The sequence below is a fragment of the Burkholderia sp. Ap-955 genome, assembly GCF_011753045.1.
GTDB classification, from domain to species: Bacteria; Pseudomonadota; Gammaproteobacteria; order Burkholderiales; family Burkholderiaceae; genus Burkholderia; species Burkholderia lata_D.
This window is the reverse complement of the sequence record NZ_VWWH01000063.1, coordinates 16,992-31,102: the sequence shown is the minus strand read 5'-3', so window position 1 is coordinate 31,102 and position 14,111 is coordinate 16,992. Positions and strand designations below refer to the sequence as shown.

Here is a 14,111-nt window from a genome sequence, read left to right as displayed (position 1 = left end):
TCATGAGCAAAACAACGCCTAAAAAGAAGCACCATCCAGCGGCCGCTCCTCACTCGGCCCCCAAGCACGCCGAGCCGGTTGATAGGCCGCTGAGTTGGGCCTACCCGTTCACGCCCGCAGACAAGAGCGACGCGGCGGACCCGATGACGTATTTCAAGGCGCTCGCGAAGTGCGGGACCGGCTTTTTTCCGTTGGGCATCAGTGGCATGTGGCATGGGGGCGTGCACTTCGACGAAGGCAGTGCGCAAATGCTGACGCAGGATAGCGGCGTGCGTGCAATTGCGGACGGTAAGATCGTCGCGTACCGGCTGAACACGAAATACGAGGAAACGAAGTACCCGGACAATAGTCTGGCGCACTTCTCGACCGGTTTTGTACTGGTCCGGCATGAACTGAAACTGCCGCCGAAGCCAGCACCGAAAGAGCCTGCCAAACCAGCGTCGGCTCCTGCGTCGGCTCCCGCGCCCGCATCGACCACCGCCGCGCCTCCCACACCCGCGTCCGCTCCGGCCGATCACGCGCCAGCAAACAGCAAACCGGGGAACGACAAACCCCTCGTGTTCTTCAGCCTGTACATGCACACGATGGATTGGAACACCTATCAAAAATCGCTTGGACAAGCGAAAACCGACCGGCATCCGAATCAAGTACCTCTCTCGCCGATGTCCTATTGGGAAGGCGACCGCTATTATCGGGTGGGCGACAAGGCGAAGGACAAGCAAGCCGTTCCGAAGCCGAAAGCGCCTGCGCAGCCGCCTGCGAGGCGCACCGATGGGGCCGACGATCTGCCGATTAACAATACGAACGAGAACGCACCGCCGCCCGTCGATACCGATCAGGATGTCGCCCTGCCGCCGCCCGAGACGGGATTGCATATTCGAGAATTGCCGAACGGCAAGAGCAAGATTATCGGGATATTACCGACCGGGGCCGAAATCATTGCGGGCGAAGGCGATCCCGCCCACCCGGACTGGATCAAGATCAAGTCCATCAAATCGGGCACGGTTTTGTCTGCGGAAGTTGGTAAGCCGGTGTCTCCCCAAGCGCAGTGGAGCTACGTGTTCAAAGGGGAACTGGACGCCGTTGTCGATCCGCAGCCGCTTGATACGGTCGTGATCCTGAAGGAGCCGCAACGCGTCAAAGCGGGCGAAGTCGTCGCGCATGTCGGCCAGTATCAATGGCCCATGAAAGCCAGTCCGATACCGCCGAAGCCGAACTACCCGATGCTGCATCTCGAAGTATTCGCGGGGCCGGACCTGAAGGACTTCATCGATCGAAGCCGCGCGCGTGCGAAAGAATTGAACGAGAAAAACAAACCGCTTCTGGAAATCGAGCCGGGGGCCAAACTGGTCAGCGAAATTCCCACGCCCGATCAGAAACTGACTCAATCGGGGTTGAAGCTCGTGCCGATAGGCGATGTAAAAAAGGGTTCGCGCTGGATCAAGGTGCAGCCCAAGAGCGTGACTAACGTGCCCGCGAAAGGCAAACAGAAGGCCCAACAAAAGTTAGCGGACGTTGGCAATCCGCTGTGGGTCGAAAGCAGTCTGGCGAACACGATCAGCACGACGAACGTTGCGGGATGGCAGAACTTTCCGCTGGACGTTTCCAAGGCAAGCGGACCGGGCGCGGACTTCCGTGACGTGCTGCGTCGTACTGAACTCGACAAACTCGGTGAGGGCAATGTCGCGGTCGACGACAAGGGCCATCATTGGTGGAACATCACGGTTGGCTCGAAGGACGGCTCCGGCCTGACTGGCTGGGTGTGCGACACCGATCACCCTCACGTACAGCTTCGTAGCCCTTGGGAATGGCCGGGTTTCGAATTGGTGGACAACGGCAGCGTCAACCCCGCCGACATGTTCAAACGTCATATTCATACGACCGAGCAGTATATGGCGGACGAGGAAGGCACTGAGTTTTTGGGGGAAACTGCGAAGGTCAACGCTGGCGAACTCATCACAAAGATTGAAAAGGCGATCGATACGGACCACGACGGAAAGGTGACGGCGCAAGAACTGAAACACGCGCTGGAAACTCCGTGGATGGCCGAAGCGGTGTCGCATCTGGTCGTGCGTAACGAAACCGAATGGGGTGGCGGTCTGGGCAAGTGGGAAGAACTCACCCCGCTCATGCAGAAGCAGACCGAGATGTGGAAGACGGAACTTGAACGGCTCGCGAAGCTTCAGTGGTGGGAGCAAATCAAGGGCGTCGACGGCTTCCCCGCGGACCTTTCTCCTTGGCATCTTCATCCGATTGGGTTGATCGGGAATTTCACGGCGAAAGAGGTGACCATCGGTCACGCTCTTTCTGACGATGGGTTATGGTTTATATTTTCACACGAGGCGCAGGCTGGCACGACTAATCGATTGCATTGGCCCGGCGGAGCAAGCGGAGTTACGTTGGGAGCTGGATATGATATGAAGGGGCGCAGCGAGGCAGGGATTGCTGCGGATATGAAAGCCATTGGCCTGTCTGACGAAGCCGCCGCAGGTATCGCGAAGGCTGCGGGAAAACAGGATTCTGACGCCAATGATTTCGCAAAAAATAATCGAAACTTGGTCGATCTGACCCATGAGCAAGAGGTCGGTTTACTGCGCCATACCGTCAAGCCATATGAGGAAATGGTCCGGCGCTCAATAAAAATCGAACTCTCTCAGAATCAATTTGATGCACTTGTCAGCTTTGCCTACAACCCTGCGGCGCGATGGGACAGTGTGACGAATTTGATTAACGATGGAAAAGTTGACGCTGCAATGAGTAAGATTAAAGAGGGCATTAAATCAAAGGGAACGGTGCTTCCCGGTCTCGTGCACAGACGAGATGATGAAGTGAATTTGTATCAAGAAGGGCGATATGAAATGAACGGTGTGCCGATTAATCATGAATGATCGAACTTGTAAGTCCATAGGGGGTGGCATGTTGATAAGATTGCGAGAAATTTTTAAACTGATGTGGGTTGGGTTATTTATTTTTCTCCAGTCGTTGCAAGCTATTGCTGCCGAATGGAATCCAGTCATTGAAGGTCGGTGGGAAGTAGAGTCGGTGCACTTGAATGCTGATGCGGAGTGGACTCCAAGCTACGGATGGAATGATCCAAGGTTGGTAGGAAGGCTGTTCGTTTTTAAAAAAAATCAGATATGGACTGACGCCCCTGAAAATCAATCTTGTGCCGAAATAAATAGCAAAACCTCACAAACTAGCTTGCGCGAACTGATTTCATCAAGCATGTCTGGATTTGGAAATCCAGCAATAAATGCTACCGAAAAAAATTACAAAATTGATATTCCGGGATCAACGGCGGTTGATGTTATTCGGGTCTTTTGTGGTGCTCAGCCATGGCAAGGAAGTTTGGGGGCATCAAATAAAGAAAGTGGTGCGTGGATGTTTTCTCCTAGTTCCGGAAAACTTCTGCTGCGGTGGTATGGGGAAACGATTCTCACTCTAAAACGGGTTCGCGATAACGCGAAGCCTAATCCATCTTTCAACTGTAACAAGGCAAAGAGTGAAGTGGAGATGGAGATATGCGGCTCATATGAGCTTTCATCGTTTGATAAAAGCGTTGCTACATCGTTTTCACAATTGATCGAGCAAAGAAAATCGGCCGGGGAGTCGCTGGGCGACGCAATTGGCCAACAAAGAGAATGGCTTTCGAAGCGAAATTTATGCGGCAAAGATGCTACCTGTATTCTTGATGCAATGAAGGCGCAGCTTCTAAAGCTTGACGGCATGGGTCGAAATTAGCGAAAACTATCTAGGTCATTTCATGATGAACTTGATTCGCGTCGGTGACGACACTGACCACGGCGGCAAAGTCGAAACGGGCTCATCGACCATGAAATTCGATGGTCGCTATGTCGCTCGCAAGGGCGATCGCGTGTCGTGTCCGCAGCATCCCGACGTGTCACCGAACCTCATCGAGGAAGGCGATGAATCGATGAAGGACAACGGCATTCCGATTGCTCGACACGGCCATCGAGCAACATGCGGCTGTCACCTGATTTCGAGTCTTGTGTAACGCTACAACAGCGGCGCGAGGCCCGGCCGCGTCGGGCAACGAACGATCACGGAGCCGTCGTTCTTCGATAGCACGACGAGCTGCGTAAAGCTATTGGCTGGCGCGTACCGCGACAGGTATAGGTCGAGCTGAAGGATCAGCGTACCCATGCTGTTTTCAATGAACGCGCTCTCATCTGCCGCCATCACAATTTCGAAGCCTCTCACTAGGGCCGAATGCGGCTTGATTGCCAGTAGTCTCTCGACGACGTTTCGCTTGACGAACGAAATCGCCCCGACGTGTTCGGCGCGTCGGTCGCTCGGTGCAAGTTGGCGCATAAGTTTCACGAAGTCCGGCCACCCCCCGCGTGTCAACTGCGTCAGGTTGGCTGTCGTCAGTGCGAGCACGCGCCACTGCGCTTCCGACTCACGGGACGCGCTATAGGTCGGCGTCGGCTGTTTCAGCAGCGTAATCCAGCAAGGCACTTGATCGTTTTCGTTTTTCAGATCGCCCTTGAGGGAGCCGATCCGCATCCGCGATGGCCAGTCGCGATTCGTGCAGGTGAGGTCTGCACTCAATTGCAGCGGTGTTTTCGCCACCGCTGTCCCGTCCGCGCGTAGCAGTACGAGCGACGTTTCACGTCCGGGGTGATGGATTGCCGCGTAGGGATCGTGGCGCGTGATCCAGAACCGTTCGCCGGCCCCGACGCCCCACGCATTCAGCGGCGGAATAGCGGTCCCGTCTGACAGATCGCGAACCGCATCAACCGAATAGATGCCGCGTATGTCTGGTCGGCTCGGTTTCGGCACTACGGGATAATCCGCGACGATTTCGCCGCGCGACGACTTCACTCCCATATGCTTAAAAAGGTTCACGATTGGCGTACAGAACAATCCCATGTTGTCCGCCGATAGCGGGGTGAGCGCTTGCGCGACCCGCGAATCGGCGTGCATACCTTCGATCGCCAAATGCAGGGTTAATCGCAGCGCGCGATTCATTTGGTCGGGTTTAAGACATCGGCGTAAATGAATGTCGACAAAATCGAACTTGTCCGGAAATCCGACGTATTCCAGCAGCGGTTGAACCAGCGGCGAATTTTGCGACGGCAGCAGCATATCGTTCGGGCCGAACCCGACCGGCGTGACCGGTATCCCTGCAATTGGCAACCACCGTCCACTGTCGTCCGCTTCGATAAATGCGCCCCGGACGCGTAGCAGGACCGTATCCAGCAGCGCGACGACGGTCTGGCGTTCTCCAGCGAAATGGACGCGCAGCGTGTCGGGCGAAACGGCGCCGAGCGGCGAGGCGGCGACCGTCGGCTCAATCGTGATGGAGATGAAGCTGGTTGTGTTCGGCGGCAATGCGACTTGTGCCGGTGCGACGGTGCTGCGCGAGAATCGAGCGTTTGCGATGCGGATCGGCGCAAGCGTTACGTCATAAGCGGTTCGAAAGCGAACTTCCCCGCCGCGCGACGTGAGCTCCATGCCACGCGGCAAGACGACCGGCTTGCCTGGTAATTCCTTGATCGGATCGAAGCGAGCGATCGAACATGCGGGGAACGGTCGCAAGTAGTGCGGGTGCAAGACATGAAGCAGCGCTTCGGTGAACTTCGGTGCGCCGTCGTCCAGGTTGGCCCGGATTTCGGCTGCAATCAACGCGAATGCCTGCATCATCCGCTGGACGTGCGGGTCGTCCGTCTGTCCGCCTGTAAAGCTCAGGCGGGCGGCAATTCGTGGATATTCGTTGGAGAAGGTTGCGAACTGATTTTCCAGCTTCGCCAGTTCCTGTTCATAGTAGCCGCGCAGCTTGTCGTGCATATTCAACGTCGTCAGGCCCTGCAGGTCACGACGTGCGTCGTCTTATCCAACGGTCATCGTAGTCGAATCTTCATTCTCCGAGTTCTCGCAGCCCATTAGTCCGACGCCAAAATATGAGTCCGATGCGATTACGGTAACTGCACGACGGCGGGAAAAAGCCGCTTACGTTCGCATGCGATTGATATTCAGTAACCGATATTGATGGATTTTGGCGTCAGCCGTCGTTCCTTCAATCTCGGCGTGAATATGTTTCGCACTGTGAAATTCGAGAGGCGGCTCGTCGAGATAAAGTCGAGGCGGCAGCCGCCGACGCGGGACGGGATCGGCAGGGTGATGTTGGCGAGCACGCGTTTCTCTTCGTATGGACGTTCGAGGCCGTAAAGCATCCCCGCATGCGTGTCGCTGATGGACAGTGCGCGTTGAAGATAGCGGATCGGCCATCGCGTTCTCGAGAGTGATCGGTATGGACGGAGACGCGGAAAGACCCCGTCTGGAACCTGCGGGGCCAATGAGGCGTATTGCTGAGAGACGTCGAGTATCTCGGCGGCAGCGATGCGTCGCACGCTCCGTCGGGGCACGCGATGATGTGCATGCTCAGTGCTGACGTTATCGCAACGCGCTCTCTCGCGCGCCCCAGTCCGATCGGCGCGTCGTGCGTCAGAACACGCACGCCTCGGTCGTCGTCAGCGTCGCGAACGGCCCCCCAAGCGTCGCGTTGTGATGCGCGACGATCCGCTCGGCCGGCAGCTCCGGCGTGTCCATGCAGGTGTGCGCATCGGTTACGAGCACCGCGCGAAAGCCGTGATCGGCGGCGGCGCGGCAGGCCGTGTCGACGCAGTACTGGGTCTTCATTCCCGCGATGACGAGCTCGCCGATGCCGGCTTCGCGCAGCCATTCGGCGAGTCGCGTACCTGCGAAGCTGCTCGACTGCGCCTTGTCGAACACGATGTCGCGCGCCGTATCGATCGCGAGCTCCGGCACCAGCGCGGTCAGCGGCGTGCCGGGTGCGATCGGCGAACCGGCGGGCCCGGTGTGACGCACGGCGAACACCGGTGCACCGGCTTCATGCGCGCGATCGATCAACCGGTTGATGTTCGCGAGCACGCGTTCGCCGTCGTACGGACGCTCGGGGCCGTGAAACAGGCCGACCTGCATGTCGATGACGAGCAGTGCGCGTTTCGGGGAACAGACTTCTGGCATTGCGTTTCTCCTGAGTGGCCGATACGGACGGAGAAACGACAAGACCCCGTCCGGAACCGGCGGGGCCTGTGAGGGATGGCGCTACGACCTTGCGCGCACTCGCCGCACGAGCCCGCCGAAGGCGGTCGTGCGGGTCGTGGTCGAGGTGGTGGTCGTGATGTGGCGCATGGAGCGATCATGCACGATGCGCGCGCGCCACGTCAATCGCGCATCGCGCATCGGCCACCAGTCAGTCGAGCGCCTTCCCGGCCTTTTCATCCATGCAACGGACAGCAAGCAGCGTCATCGCGCCGCAGCCGATCGCATACCACGCAGGCGCATTCGGATTCCCGGTCGCCGCGATCAGCCACGTGACGAAGAATTGCGCGAAGCCGCCGAAGATCGCGACGCCGACGCTGTACACGAGCGCACCGCCGGTCGCGCGCACCGCGCGCGGGAACAGTTCGCCGAGCATCGCGCCCGTCGCGCCGATGTTGATCGCATGCACGATCGACAGCGCGGCGATGATCGACAGCAGCGATGCGGCGCCCGGCCAGCGGTTCAGCGCGATGAACGCCGGGTAGATCGCGGCCATCAGCACGATACGCGTCCACCAGACGATCCGGTTGCGTCCGTAGACGTCGGACAGGTGGCCGCCGATCGGCGTCACGAGCATCAGGATCGCGCCCGCGACGCAGCCGGCCGTCATCGACAACCACGTCGGCAGGTGCAGCACCTGCACGCCGTAGATCGCCATGTAGAACACGATGATGTAGTGGATCGATGTGCCGCCGATCGTCACGCCGAGGCCTGCGAATACCGCCTTGCCGTGATGGCGCAACACGTCGGCGAGCGGCAGCGAGGCGACCGGCTCGTCGTGCGCGGCGGCCGGCGCGGCGGCCGGCACTTCCTCGACGGTGCGGCGCAGCCAGTAGCCGAGCGGCACGAACAGCGTGCCGATGATGAACGGCACGCGCCAGCCCCAGCTTTCGAGTTGCGCGGCATTCAGCGTCGACGTCAGCGCGACGCCGGTCAGCGCGCCCGCGAGCGCGGCGAGCCCCTGGCTCGAGAACTGGAACGATGCGTAGAAGCCGCGACGATGCTGCGGCGCCTGTTCGAGCAGCAGCGTCGTCGACGCGCCGACTTCGCCGCCCGACGCGAACCCTTGCAGCAGGCGCGCGAGCACGAGCAGCAGCGGTGCGGCGAGCCCGATCTGCGCGAAGGTCGGCGCGACCGCGATCGTCGCGGTGCCGAGCGCCATCAGCAGCAGCGTGAGGATCATCGCCTTCTTGCGGCCGGCGCGGTCGGCATACATGCCGATCACGAGCCCGCCGAGCGGACGCGTGACGAAGCCGACGCCGAAGCTCGCCACCGCGAGCATCAGTTGCCCGAACGGTGAATGCACGGGAAAGAACAGCTTGCCGATCAGGATGGCGAAGAAGCTGTAGACCGTGAAGTCGTAGAACTCGAGCGCGTTGCCGACGGCGGCGGCCGCGATCAGCCGGCGTTTCTTCGCGGCGGCGCGTGCATCGACCGGCGTGCCGGCGAACGAAAGGGCGGACGTTTCCATGTGGGGCTCCCCGGTTGGGCGCGAAACGATGGGAAGAAGGGCCGTCAGGCCGCGAGCCAGGCTTCGGCGATGCGAACCCAGTAGCTCGCGCCGATCGCGAGGATGTCGTCGTTGAAGTCGTAGCCGGGGTTGTGCACCATGCAGCCGCCCTTGCTGCCGATCCCGTTGCCGATGAACGCGTAGCAGCCGGGGCGCGCTTCGAGCATGAACGCGAAATCCTCGCTGCCCATCAACGGCGCGGCGTCGGTTTCGACGCGTTCGGCGCCGAGCATCTGGCGCGCGATGTCGGCCGCGAACGCGGTCGGTTCCGCGTGATTGACGAGCACCGGGTAGCCGTAGTCGTAGTCGACTTCCGCCGTGACGCCGAAGCTTTCCGCCTGGCCTTTCGCGAGCGCTTCGATGCGGCGCGCGAGCAGCGCGCGCACGTCGGCGTTCAGCGCGCGCACCGACAGCTTCATCGTGACGGTTTCGGGAATGATGTTGAACGTCTCGCCGGCCTGCACGCTGCCGACCGTGATCACGGCCGCATGCTGCGCGTCGACCTCGCGTGCGACGATCGTCTGCAGCGCGACCATGATGCTGCCCGCGGCCGACATCGGATCGCGCGCGAAATGCGGCATCGCGCCGTGGCCGCCGACCCCGCGCAGCGTGATCGTCACGCGGTCGGCCGACGCCATCGCGGCGCCGGTGCGGAAGGCCATGTCGCCGGCCGCGCGGCCCGGCATGTTGTGGATTGCGAAGATCGCATCGCACGGGAAGCGGTCGAACAGGCCGTCGTCCATCATCGCCTTCGCGCCGCCGAAGTTTTCCTCGGCCGGCTGGAAGATCAGGTTCAGCGTGCCGGAGAACTGGCGCGTGGCTGCGAGGTGGCGCGCCGCGCACAGCAGCATCGCGGTGTGGCCGTCGTGGCCGCACGCATGCATCTTGTTCGCGTGGCGGCTCGCGTACGGCAGGCCCGTGGTTTCCGCGAGCGGCAGCGCGTCCATGTCGGCGCGCAGCCCGACCGTGCGCGTGCCTTGCCCTTCGCGCAGCACGCCGACCACCCCCGTCTTGCCGATGCCGCGATGCACGTCATAACCCCAACTGGTGAGCAGCTCGGCGACGAGATCGCTCGTGAGCGTTTCCTCGAATGCGAGCTCGGGGTGAGCGTGGATGCGGCGGCGCACTTCGACCAGCTCGGGTGCGATCGCGGCGATACCGGGGATGACGGGGTTCACGGCTTGCAGCATGGTGTCTCCTGTGGGGCAGGTGGGGGCGTTTGACGCACCTATGACGAGCAAGCATATAAATTTCTTTTGTGTACCAGAAGCTGATAAATTGCTTTGGTGCTCACCACCGGTTGCCGCTCGGGAATACCCTGAGCCGGCTTATACCGCGCAGCACAGGGTTTCCACGGATCTCGCGTCGCCGCCATGAAATACCATCAGCTGAAAGCGTTCGTCACCGTCGCGGAAGAGGGGAGCATTCGCGCGGCCGCGCGGCGCCTGAACGTGTCGCCGGCGGCGCTGACCAAGGCGGTCAAGGAGCTGGAGATCGCGCTCGGCGTATCGCTCGTCGTGCGCACCGCACGCGGCGTGCAGCTCACCGCGTTCGGCCAGCAGTTGCAGGTGCGCGCGCGGCTGATCGTCGCCGAAATGCAGCGCGCCCGCGACGACATCGAGCAGGCGCAGGGCGCGATGACGGGCTCGGTCGCGGCGGCGATCACGCCGGCCGCCGCGGTGACGATCCTGCCCGACGCGTTTCGCGCATTCCGGCGCCGCTTCCCGGTGGCGCGCGTCAACCTGATCGAAGGGTTTCCGGGCGTCGCGCTGCCACGCCTGCACGACGGCTCGCTCGATTTTGCGGTGGCCGTTGTCGTGCCCGAACTGCTGGCGGCCGAATTCGATCACGCCGAGCTCTATGCGAGCCGGTCGCTGATCGTCGCGCGCAAGGGGCATCCGCTCGCATCGGCCACGTCGCTCGCCGATCTCGTCGAAGCCGACTGGCTGATGAACCCGTCGCCGGAAAGCTCGACGCAGGTGCTGTTCAATTCGTTCGTCGCCTACGGGCTGCCGGTGCCGGCGCGCGTCGTCGAATGCCCGAGCTTCGGGCTCGCGCGCAGTTTGATGATGGAATGCGACCTGATCGCGTCGATGCCCGAGCAATTGTTGCAGGCCGAGTGGGCACGCGACCAGCTCGCGGTGCTGCCGATCCGCGAGCGCTTGCCGGGCGTCTCGGTGCAGGTCATCACGCGCCGCGACAGCCCGCTGACACCGGCAGCGGCGATGTTGCTCGACTGCCTGCGTGATTCCGCGCGGCGCAAGGGGCTGCGGTGAACCGTCGCCCGCGGCTGGCGATCTTCAATGCATCGTTATCCTGACGATTGGCCGTGCGGCATTGCCGTCATCCGGCGGGCACGTGGCTTGCGCCGCGGGCACGCCATTCGGGCGCATGCCGCGCGAGCCGGTATCATAGCGGCCGGCCCGCCGCTTCGGCCGGCCTCCAACAACATCGCCATCCGGCATCCAGCAATCAGAGGCATTTCATGACCAGTGCAACCCAATTCGACAACGTATCGGTCGTCAAGCGCGCGAACGTCTATTTCGACGGCAAGTGCGTGTCGCATACCGTGCTCTTCCCGGACGGCACGCGCAAGACGCTCGGCGTGATTCTGCCGTGCGCGCTCAATTTCGGCACGGACGCCCCCGAATTGATGGAAGTGCAGGCCGGCAAGTGCCGCGTGAAGCTCGACGGCAGCAGCGAATGGCAGACCTACGGCGCGGGCGAATCGTTCTCGGTGCCGGGCAAGAGCCGCTTCGACATCGAAGTGCTCGAGACGCTTGATTACGTCTGCAGCTACCTGTAACACGCAGCCGCGCTGCAAAAAGAAAAGCCCCGCCGAAGCGGGGCTTGTCGCAAGCGGATGGCGCAAGGCCATCCGAAGCGCCTGTTCTCGTTACAGGCAGGCGTTGATGTCGCCGGCCGACGATGCATCGCCACCGCGGAAACCCACCCAGGTCTTCGCATTGGCGGCGTTGGCCGGGCGCACGACGGCCGCGGCGCCATTCGGCGGCTGCTGGCCCGGCGCATACACGGCCATGGCGAGGCCGTTCGCGAGTTCATACTGCGACGTCACTTGTTGCTGTGATTTGTCGGCCCAGGTCTTGGCGATGCACTGCGCGACCTGGTCGGCGGGTTTCTGGCTTTGTCCCACGTTTTGCAGGGCAGAATCGGCTGCATGAGCAGAAAATGCCACGGTCAATGCGATGAGCGGTAAGTATTTCGCGTTCACGTTATCTCCCTCGAGTCGTGATTGATTGAGTGGGATGCGCAGCAGGACTGCGTAACAGTGAGATCGCATCGGGCGAGCACGGTTCCGGCTATTCCGAAACAAGATGTTAACGCGCTTGCCAAACGGCGGCTCCGATGCTGTGCACTTTGCTGCGGCACGGCATGCATCGTGTGCGGCACGACGTCATGCGCTGCGTGGTCGGCGCGCTGCCCGGTCGTGTGGTGCCGGTCGCGGCGATCGGCATGCGTGTGCATGCCGTGCCGCTACTCTTTATTTGATCGCGAAGTGGAATGGCTGATTGATGGCCCCGTCGCATGAGCACCATGATGACAAACTTTCGTCAGTCGAATTGTTAACCAACTTTAAACACGAGAATCGGCAGGTGCGATGCGGCACGCAAGGGCGTGCCGCATCGAGCGGAAGCGGTGATGCGAGCGGGTCGTGTGCGGCGAGAGTGCCGCGCCGCGCGGTGGGTCAGCCGGCCTTGCGCGTGCCGATGTCGCGCAGGTTGGCCGGGACGATCGGGCGGAAGCGCTCGCGCTTCTGTTCGTCGTCGAAGTGCTGGAGTGCGGGCTTGATCAGGTCGCTGCGCGACACGATGCCCGTGATGCGCATCGATTGCTCGTCGGCGACGACGGGCAGGCGTTCGAGGCCGAGCATCGCGAGTCGCGACGCGACGACGCGGCACGTTTCGTGCGCCTGCGCGACCGCAGGCGCGCGGTTGGCGAATGCGTCCGCGATCGGCGTGTCGGCCGCGGCCTGTGCGCGCTGCGCATCCAGCGTCGCGCGATCGACAAGGCCGAGCAGGCGGCCGTTCTGCACGACCGGGTACGCACGGTGTGTCTGCTTCGCGCCGAAGTACTGCGACTCGACGGCATCGAGCGTCGCTGCGCCGTCGATCGCGACGAGCAGGTCGGCCGACGTCATCACTTCGCCGATGTCGTGCCGCTCGAGCGGATCGACGCCGTATTCGCGATAGATGTGATAGCCGCGACGTGCGATCTTTTCCGTCATGATCGAGCGCTTCATCACGATGGTCGCGAAACCGTGGGCGACGAGCGTCGCCGCGAGCAGCGGCAGCAGTGCATTCGCGTCGTGCGTGAGGCCGAATGCGAACACGATCGCGGTCAGCGGGGCGCCAAGCGTCGCGCCGAGCGTCGCGGCCATGCAGACGAGCGGCCACAACGCCGGGTCGCCGCCCGGCAGCATCGGCGACAACACGGTGCCGAGACCGGCGCCGAGCATCAGCAGCGGGGCGAGCACGCCGCCCGACGTGCCCGAGCCGAGCGCGATCACCCACATCACGGCCTTCACGATCAACAGCGCGAGCGCGATCTTCAACGCGATGTGCTGATGCAGCAGGTCGCCGATCACGTCGTAGCCGACGCCGAGCGCGCGCGGCTCGAGCCAGCCGCCGATGCCGATTACGATCGCGCCGAGCGCGGGCCACCACATCCAGTGCACCGGCAGCTTTGCGAAGGTGTCCTCCACACGATACAGCGCTGCCGACAGGCCGCACGCGAGCATGCCCGACAGCAGGCCCGCGACGATGCACGACAGCAGCGCGACGGGCGTCGGTGCGGCGGTGGTCAGCGGAAACAGCGGATCGACGCCGAAGAACACGGCGCGGGCGAAACCGGCCACCGCGCAGGCGAGCGCGACCGGCAGGAAACTGCGCGGACGCCATTCGAACAGCAGCAGTTCGACCGCGAGCAGCACGGCGGCGACGGGCGTGCCGAACACGGCCGTCATGCCGGCGGCCGCACCGGCGACGAGCAGCGTCTTGCGCTCGGCGGCCGTGACGTGCACGCACTGCGCGATCAGCGAGCCGAGCGCGCCACCCGTCATGATGATCGGGCCTTCGGCGCCGAATGGGCCGCCGCTGCCGATCACGACGCCGGACGACAGCGGCTTGAGGATCGCAACCTTCGGCGACATGCGGCTCTTGCCGAACAGGATCGCCTCGATCGCTTCGGGAATGCCGTGGCCGCGGATCTTTTCCGAACCGAAGCGCGCCATCAACCCCACGATCAGCCCGCCGATCAACGGCACGACGATTACCCATGCGCCCAGCGCGTTGTTCGCCGGCGAGCGGTCGGCGAACGAGAACTGCTGGTAGAAGAACAGGTTCGTGAACAGGTGGATCAGGCTCAACAGCACGAATGCGGCCAGCGTGCTGAGCAGGCCGATCCCGGCGGCGAGCAACGCGATCCTGGGCAGGCGGTCGTTGGTCGCGAAATCGCGTTTGTGTGGTGCGTTCATCGGCGTGAAAAGAGCAGG

The 14,111-nt window shown here is 62.2% G+C and carries 12 protein-coding genes; 5 read left to right on the top strand and 7 right to left on the bottom strand.

Annotated elements, in window-relative coordinates:
- Nucleotides 1-2 precede the first annotated feature (2 nt).
- Genes F3J15_RS26590 through F3J15_RS26580 form a run of 3 tightly spaced genes read left to right on the top strand, consistent with a single transcriptional unit; the run spans nt 3 to nt 4,015 of the window.
- Complete coding sequence (locus F3J15_RS26590; protein WP_089447854.1) at nt 3-2,888, top strand: glycoside hydrolase family protein; 2,886 nt, start codon at nt 3-5, stop codon at nt 2,886-2,888.
- Nucleotides 2,881-3,741, top strand: coding sequence for a hypothetical protein (locus F3J15_RS26585; RefSeq protein ID WP_124577258.1), 861 nt, complete (start codon nt 2,881-2,883; stop codon nt 3,739-3,741). Before F3J15_RS26590 ends, F3J15_RS26585 begins: the two co-directional genes overlap by 8 nt.
- Before the next feature lie 22 nt (nt 3,742-3,763).
- On the top strand, nt 3,764-4,015 hold the full coding sequence (locus tag F3J15_RS26580) for a PAAR domain-containing protein (protein ID WP_047849812.1): 252 nt from the start codon (nt 3,764-3,766) through the stop codon (nt 4,013-4,015).
- Nucleotides 4,016-4,017: 2 nt separating this feature from the next.
- On the opposite strand, the gene tssF is transcribed toward F3J15_RS26580, so the two are convergent.
- The 5 genes from tssF to F3J15_RS26555 form a co-directional block, all read right to left on the bottom strand.
- On the bottom strand, nt 4,018-5,811 hold the full coding sequence (gene tssF / locus F3J15_RS26575; protein WP_089447853.1) for a type VI secretion system baseplate subunit TssF: 1,794 nt from the start codon (nt 5,809-5,811) through the stop codon (nt 4,018-4,020).
- Nucleotides 5,812-5,996: 185 nt separating this feature from the next.
- On the bottom strand, nt 5,997-6,374 hold the full coding sequence (locus tag F3J15_RS26570) for a hypothetical protein (RefSeq protein ID WP_144020698.1): 378 nt from the start codon (nt 6,372-6,374) through the stop codon (nt 5,997-5,999).
- A 94-nt stretch (nt 6,375-6,468) separates the two neighbouring features.
- Complete coding sequence (locus F3J15_RS26565) at nt 6,469-7,011, bottom strand: cysteine hydrolase family protein (RefSeq protein ID WP_089447851.1); 543 nt, start codon at nt 7,009-7,011, stop codon at nt 6,469-6,471.
- A gap of 229 nt (nt 7,012-7,240) precedes the next feature.
- A complete protein-coding gene (locus F3J15_RS26560; RefSeq protein WP_089432841.1) occupies nt 7,241-8,560 on the bottom strand; it encodes an MFS transporter in 1,320 nt (439 codons plus the stop codon).
- Nucleotides 8,561-8,604: 44 nt separating this feature from the next.
- Nucleotides 8,605-9,789, bottom strand: coding sequence for a M20 aminoacylase family protein (locus F3J15_RS26555; protein WP_166894969.1), 1,185 nt, complete (start codon nt 9,787-9,789; stop codon nt 8,605-8,607).
- Nucleotides 9,790-9,972: 183 nt separating this feature from the next.
- Here F3J15_RS26555 and F3J15_RS26550 point away from each other — a divergent pair, with 183 nt between their 5' ends.
- Nucleotides 9,973-10,875: a LysR substrate-binding domain-containing protein gene (locus F3J15_RS26550; protein ID WP_046548027.1), complete on the top strand. Its 903-nt coding sequence runs from the start codon at nt 9,973-9,975 to the stop codon at nt 10,873-10,875.
- Nucleotides 10,876-11,084: 209 nt separating this feature from the next.
- A complete protein-coding gene (locus F3J15_RS26545) occupies nt 11,085-11,405 on the top strand; it encodes a pyrimidine/purine nucleoside phosphorylase (RefSeq protein ID WP_006478890.1) in 321 nt (106 codons plus the stop codon).
- A 90-nt stretch (nt 11,406-11,495) separates the two neighbouring features.
- On the opposite strand, the gene F3J15_RS26540 is transcribed toward F3J15_RS26545, so the two are convergent.
- Nucleotides 11,496-11,831, bottom strand: coding sequence for a hypothetical protein (locus F3J15_RS26540; RefSeq protein WP_021162025.1), 336 nt, complete (start codon nt 11,829-11,831; stop codon nt 11,496-11,498).
- A 474-nt stretch (nt 11,832-12,305) separates the two neighbouring features.
- The gene (locus F3J15_RS26535; protein WP_166894967.1) at nt 12,306-14,093 is read right to left on the bottom strand and encodes a chloride channel protein; all 1,788 of its coding nucleotides are present in this window, start codon (nt 14,091-14,093) and stop codon (nt 12,306-12,308) included.
- Nucleotides 14,094-14,111: the final 18 nt, after the last annotated feature.

Excerpts from the sequence above, each read along its gene's own strand:
- F3J15_RS26590 (WP_089447854.1), top strand. The coding sequence starts at position 3 with ATGAGCAAAACAACGCCTAAAAAGAAGCACCATCCAGCGGCCGCTCCT.
- F3J15_RS26585 (WP_124577258.1), top strand. The coding sequence starts at position 2,881 with ATGAATGATCGAACTTGTAAGTCCATAGGGGGTGGCATGTTGATAAGA.
- F3J15_RS26580 (WP_047849812.1), top strand. The coding sequence starts at position 3,764 with ATGATGAACTTGATTCGCGTCGGTGACGACACTGACCACGGCGGCAAA.
- tssF (WP_089447853.1), bottom strand. The coding sequence starts at position 5,811 with ATGCACGACAAGCTGCGCGGCTACTATGAACAGGAACTGGCGAAGCTG.
- F3J15_RS26565 (WP_089447851.1), bottom strand. The coding sequence starts at position 7,011 with ATGCCAGAAGTCTGTTCCCCGAAACGCGCACTGCTCGTCATCGACATG.
- F3J15_RS26560 (WP_089432841.1), bottom strand. The coding sequence starts at position 8,560 with ATGGAAACGTCCGCCCTTTCGTTCGCCGGCACGCCGGTCGATGCACGC.
- F3J15_RS26555 (WP_166894969.1), bottom strand. The coding sequence starts at position 9,789 with ATGCTGCAAGCCGTGAACCCCGTCATCCCCGGTATCGCCGCGATCGCA.
- F3J15_RS26550 (WP_046548027.1), top strand. The coding sequence starts at position 9,973 with ATGAAATACCATCAGCTGAAAGCGTTCGTCACCGTCGCGGAAGAGGGG.
- F3J15_RS26545 (WP_006478890.1), top strand. The coding sequence starts at position 11,085 with ATGACCAGTGCAACCCAATTCGACAACGTATCGGTCGTCAAGCGCGCG.
- F3J15_RS26535 (WP_166894967.1), bottom strand. The coding sequence starts at position 14,093 with ATGAACGCACCACACAAACGCGATTTCGCGACCAACGACCGCCTGCCC.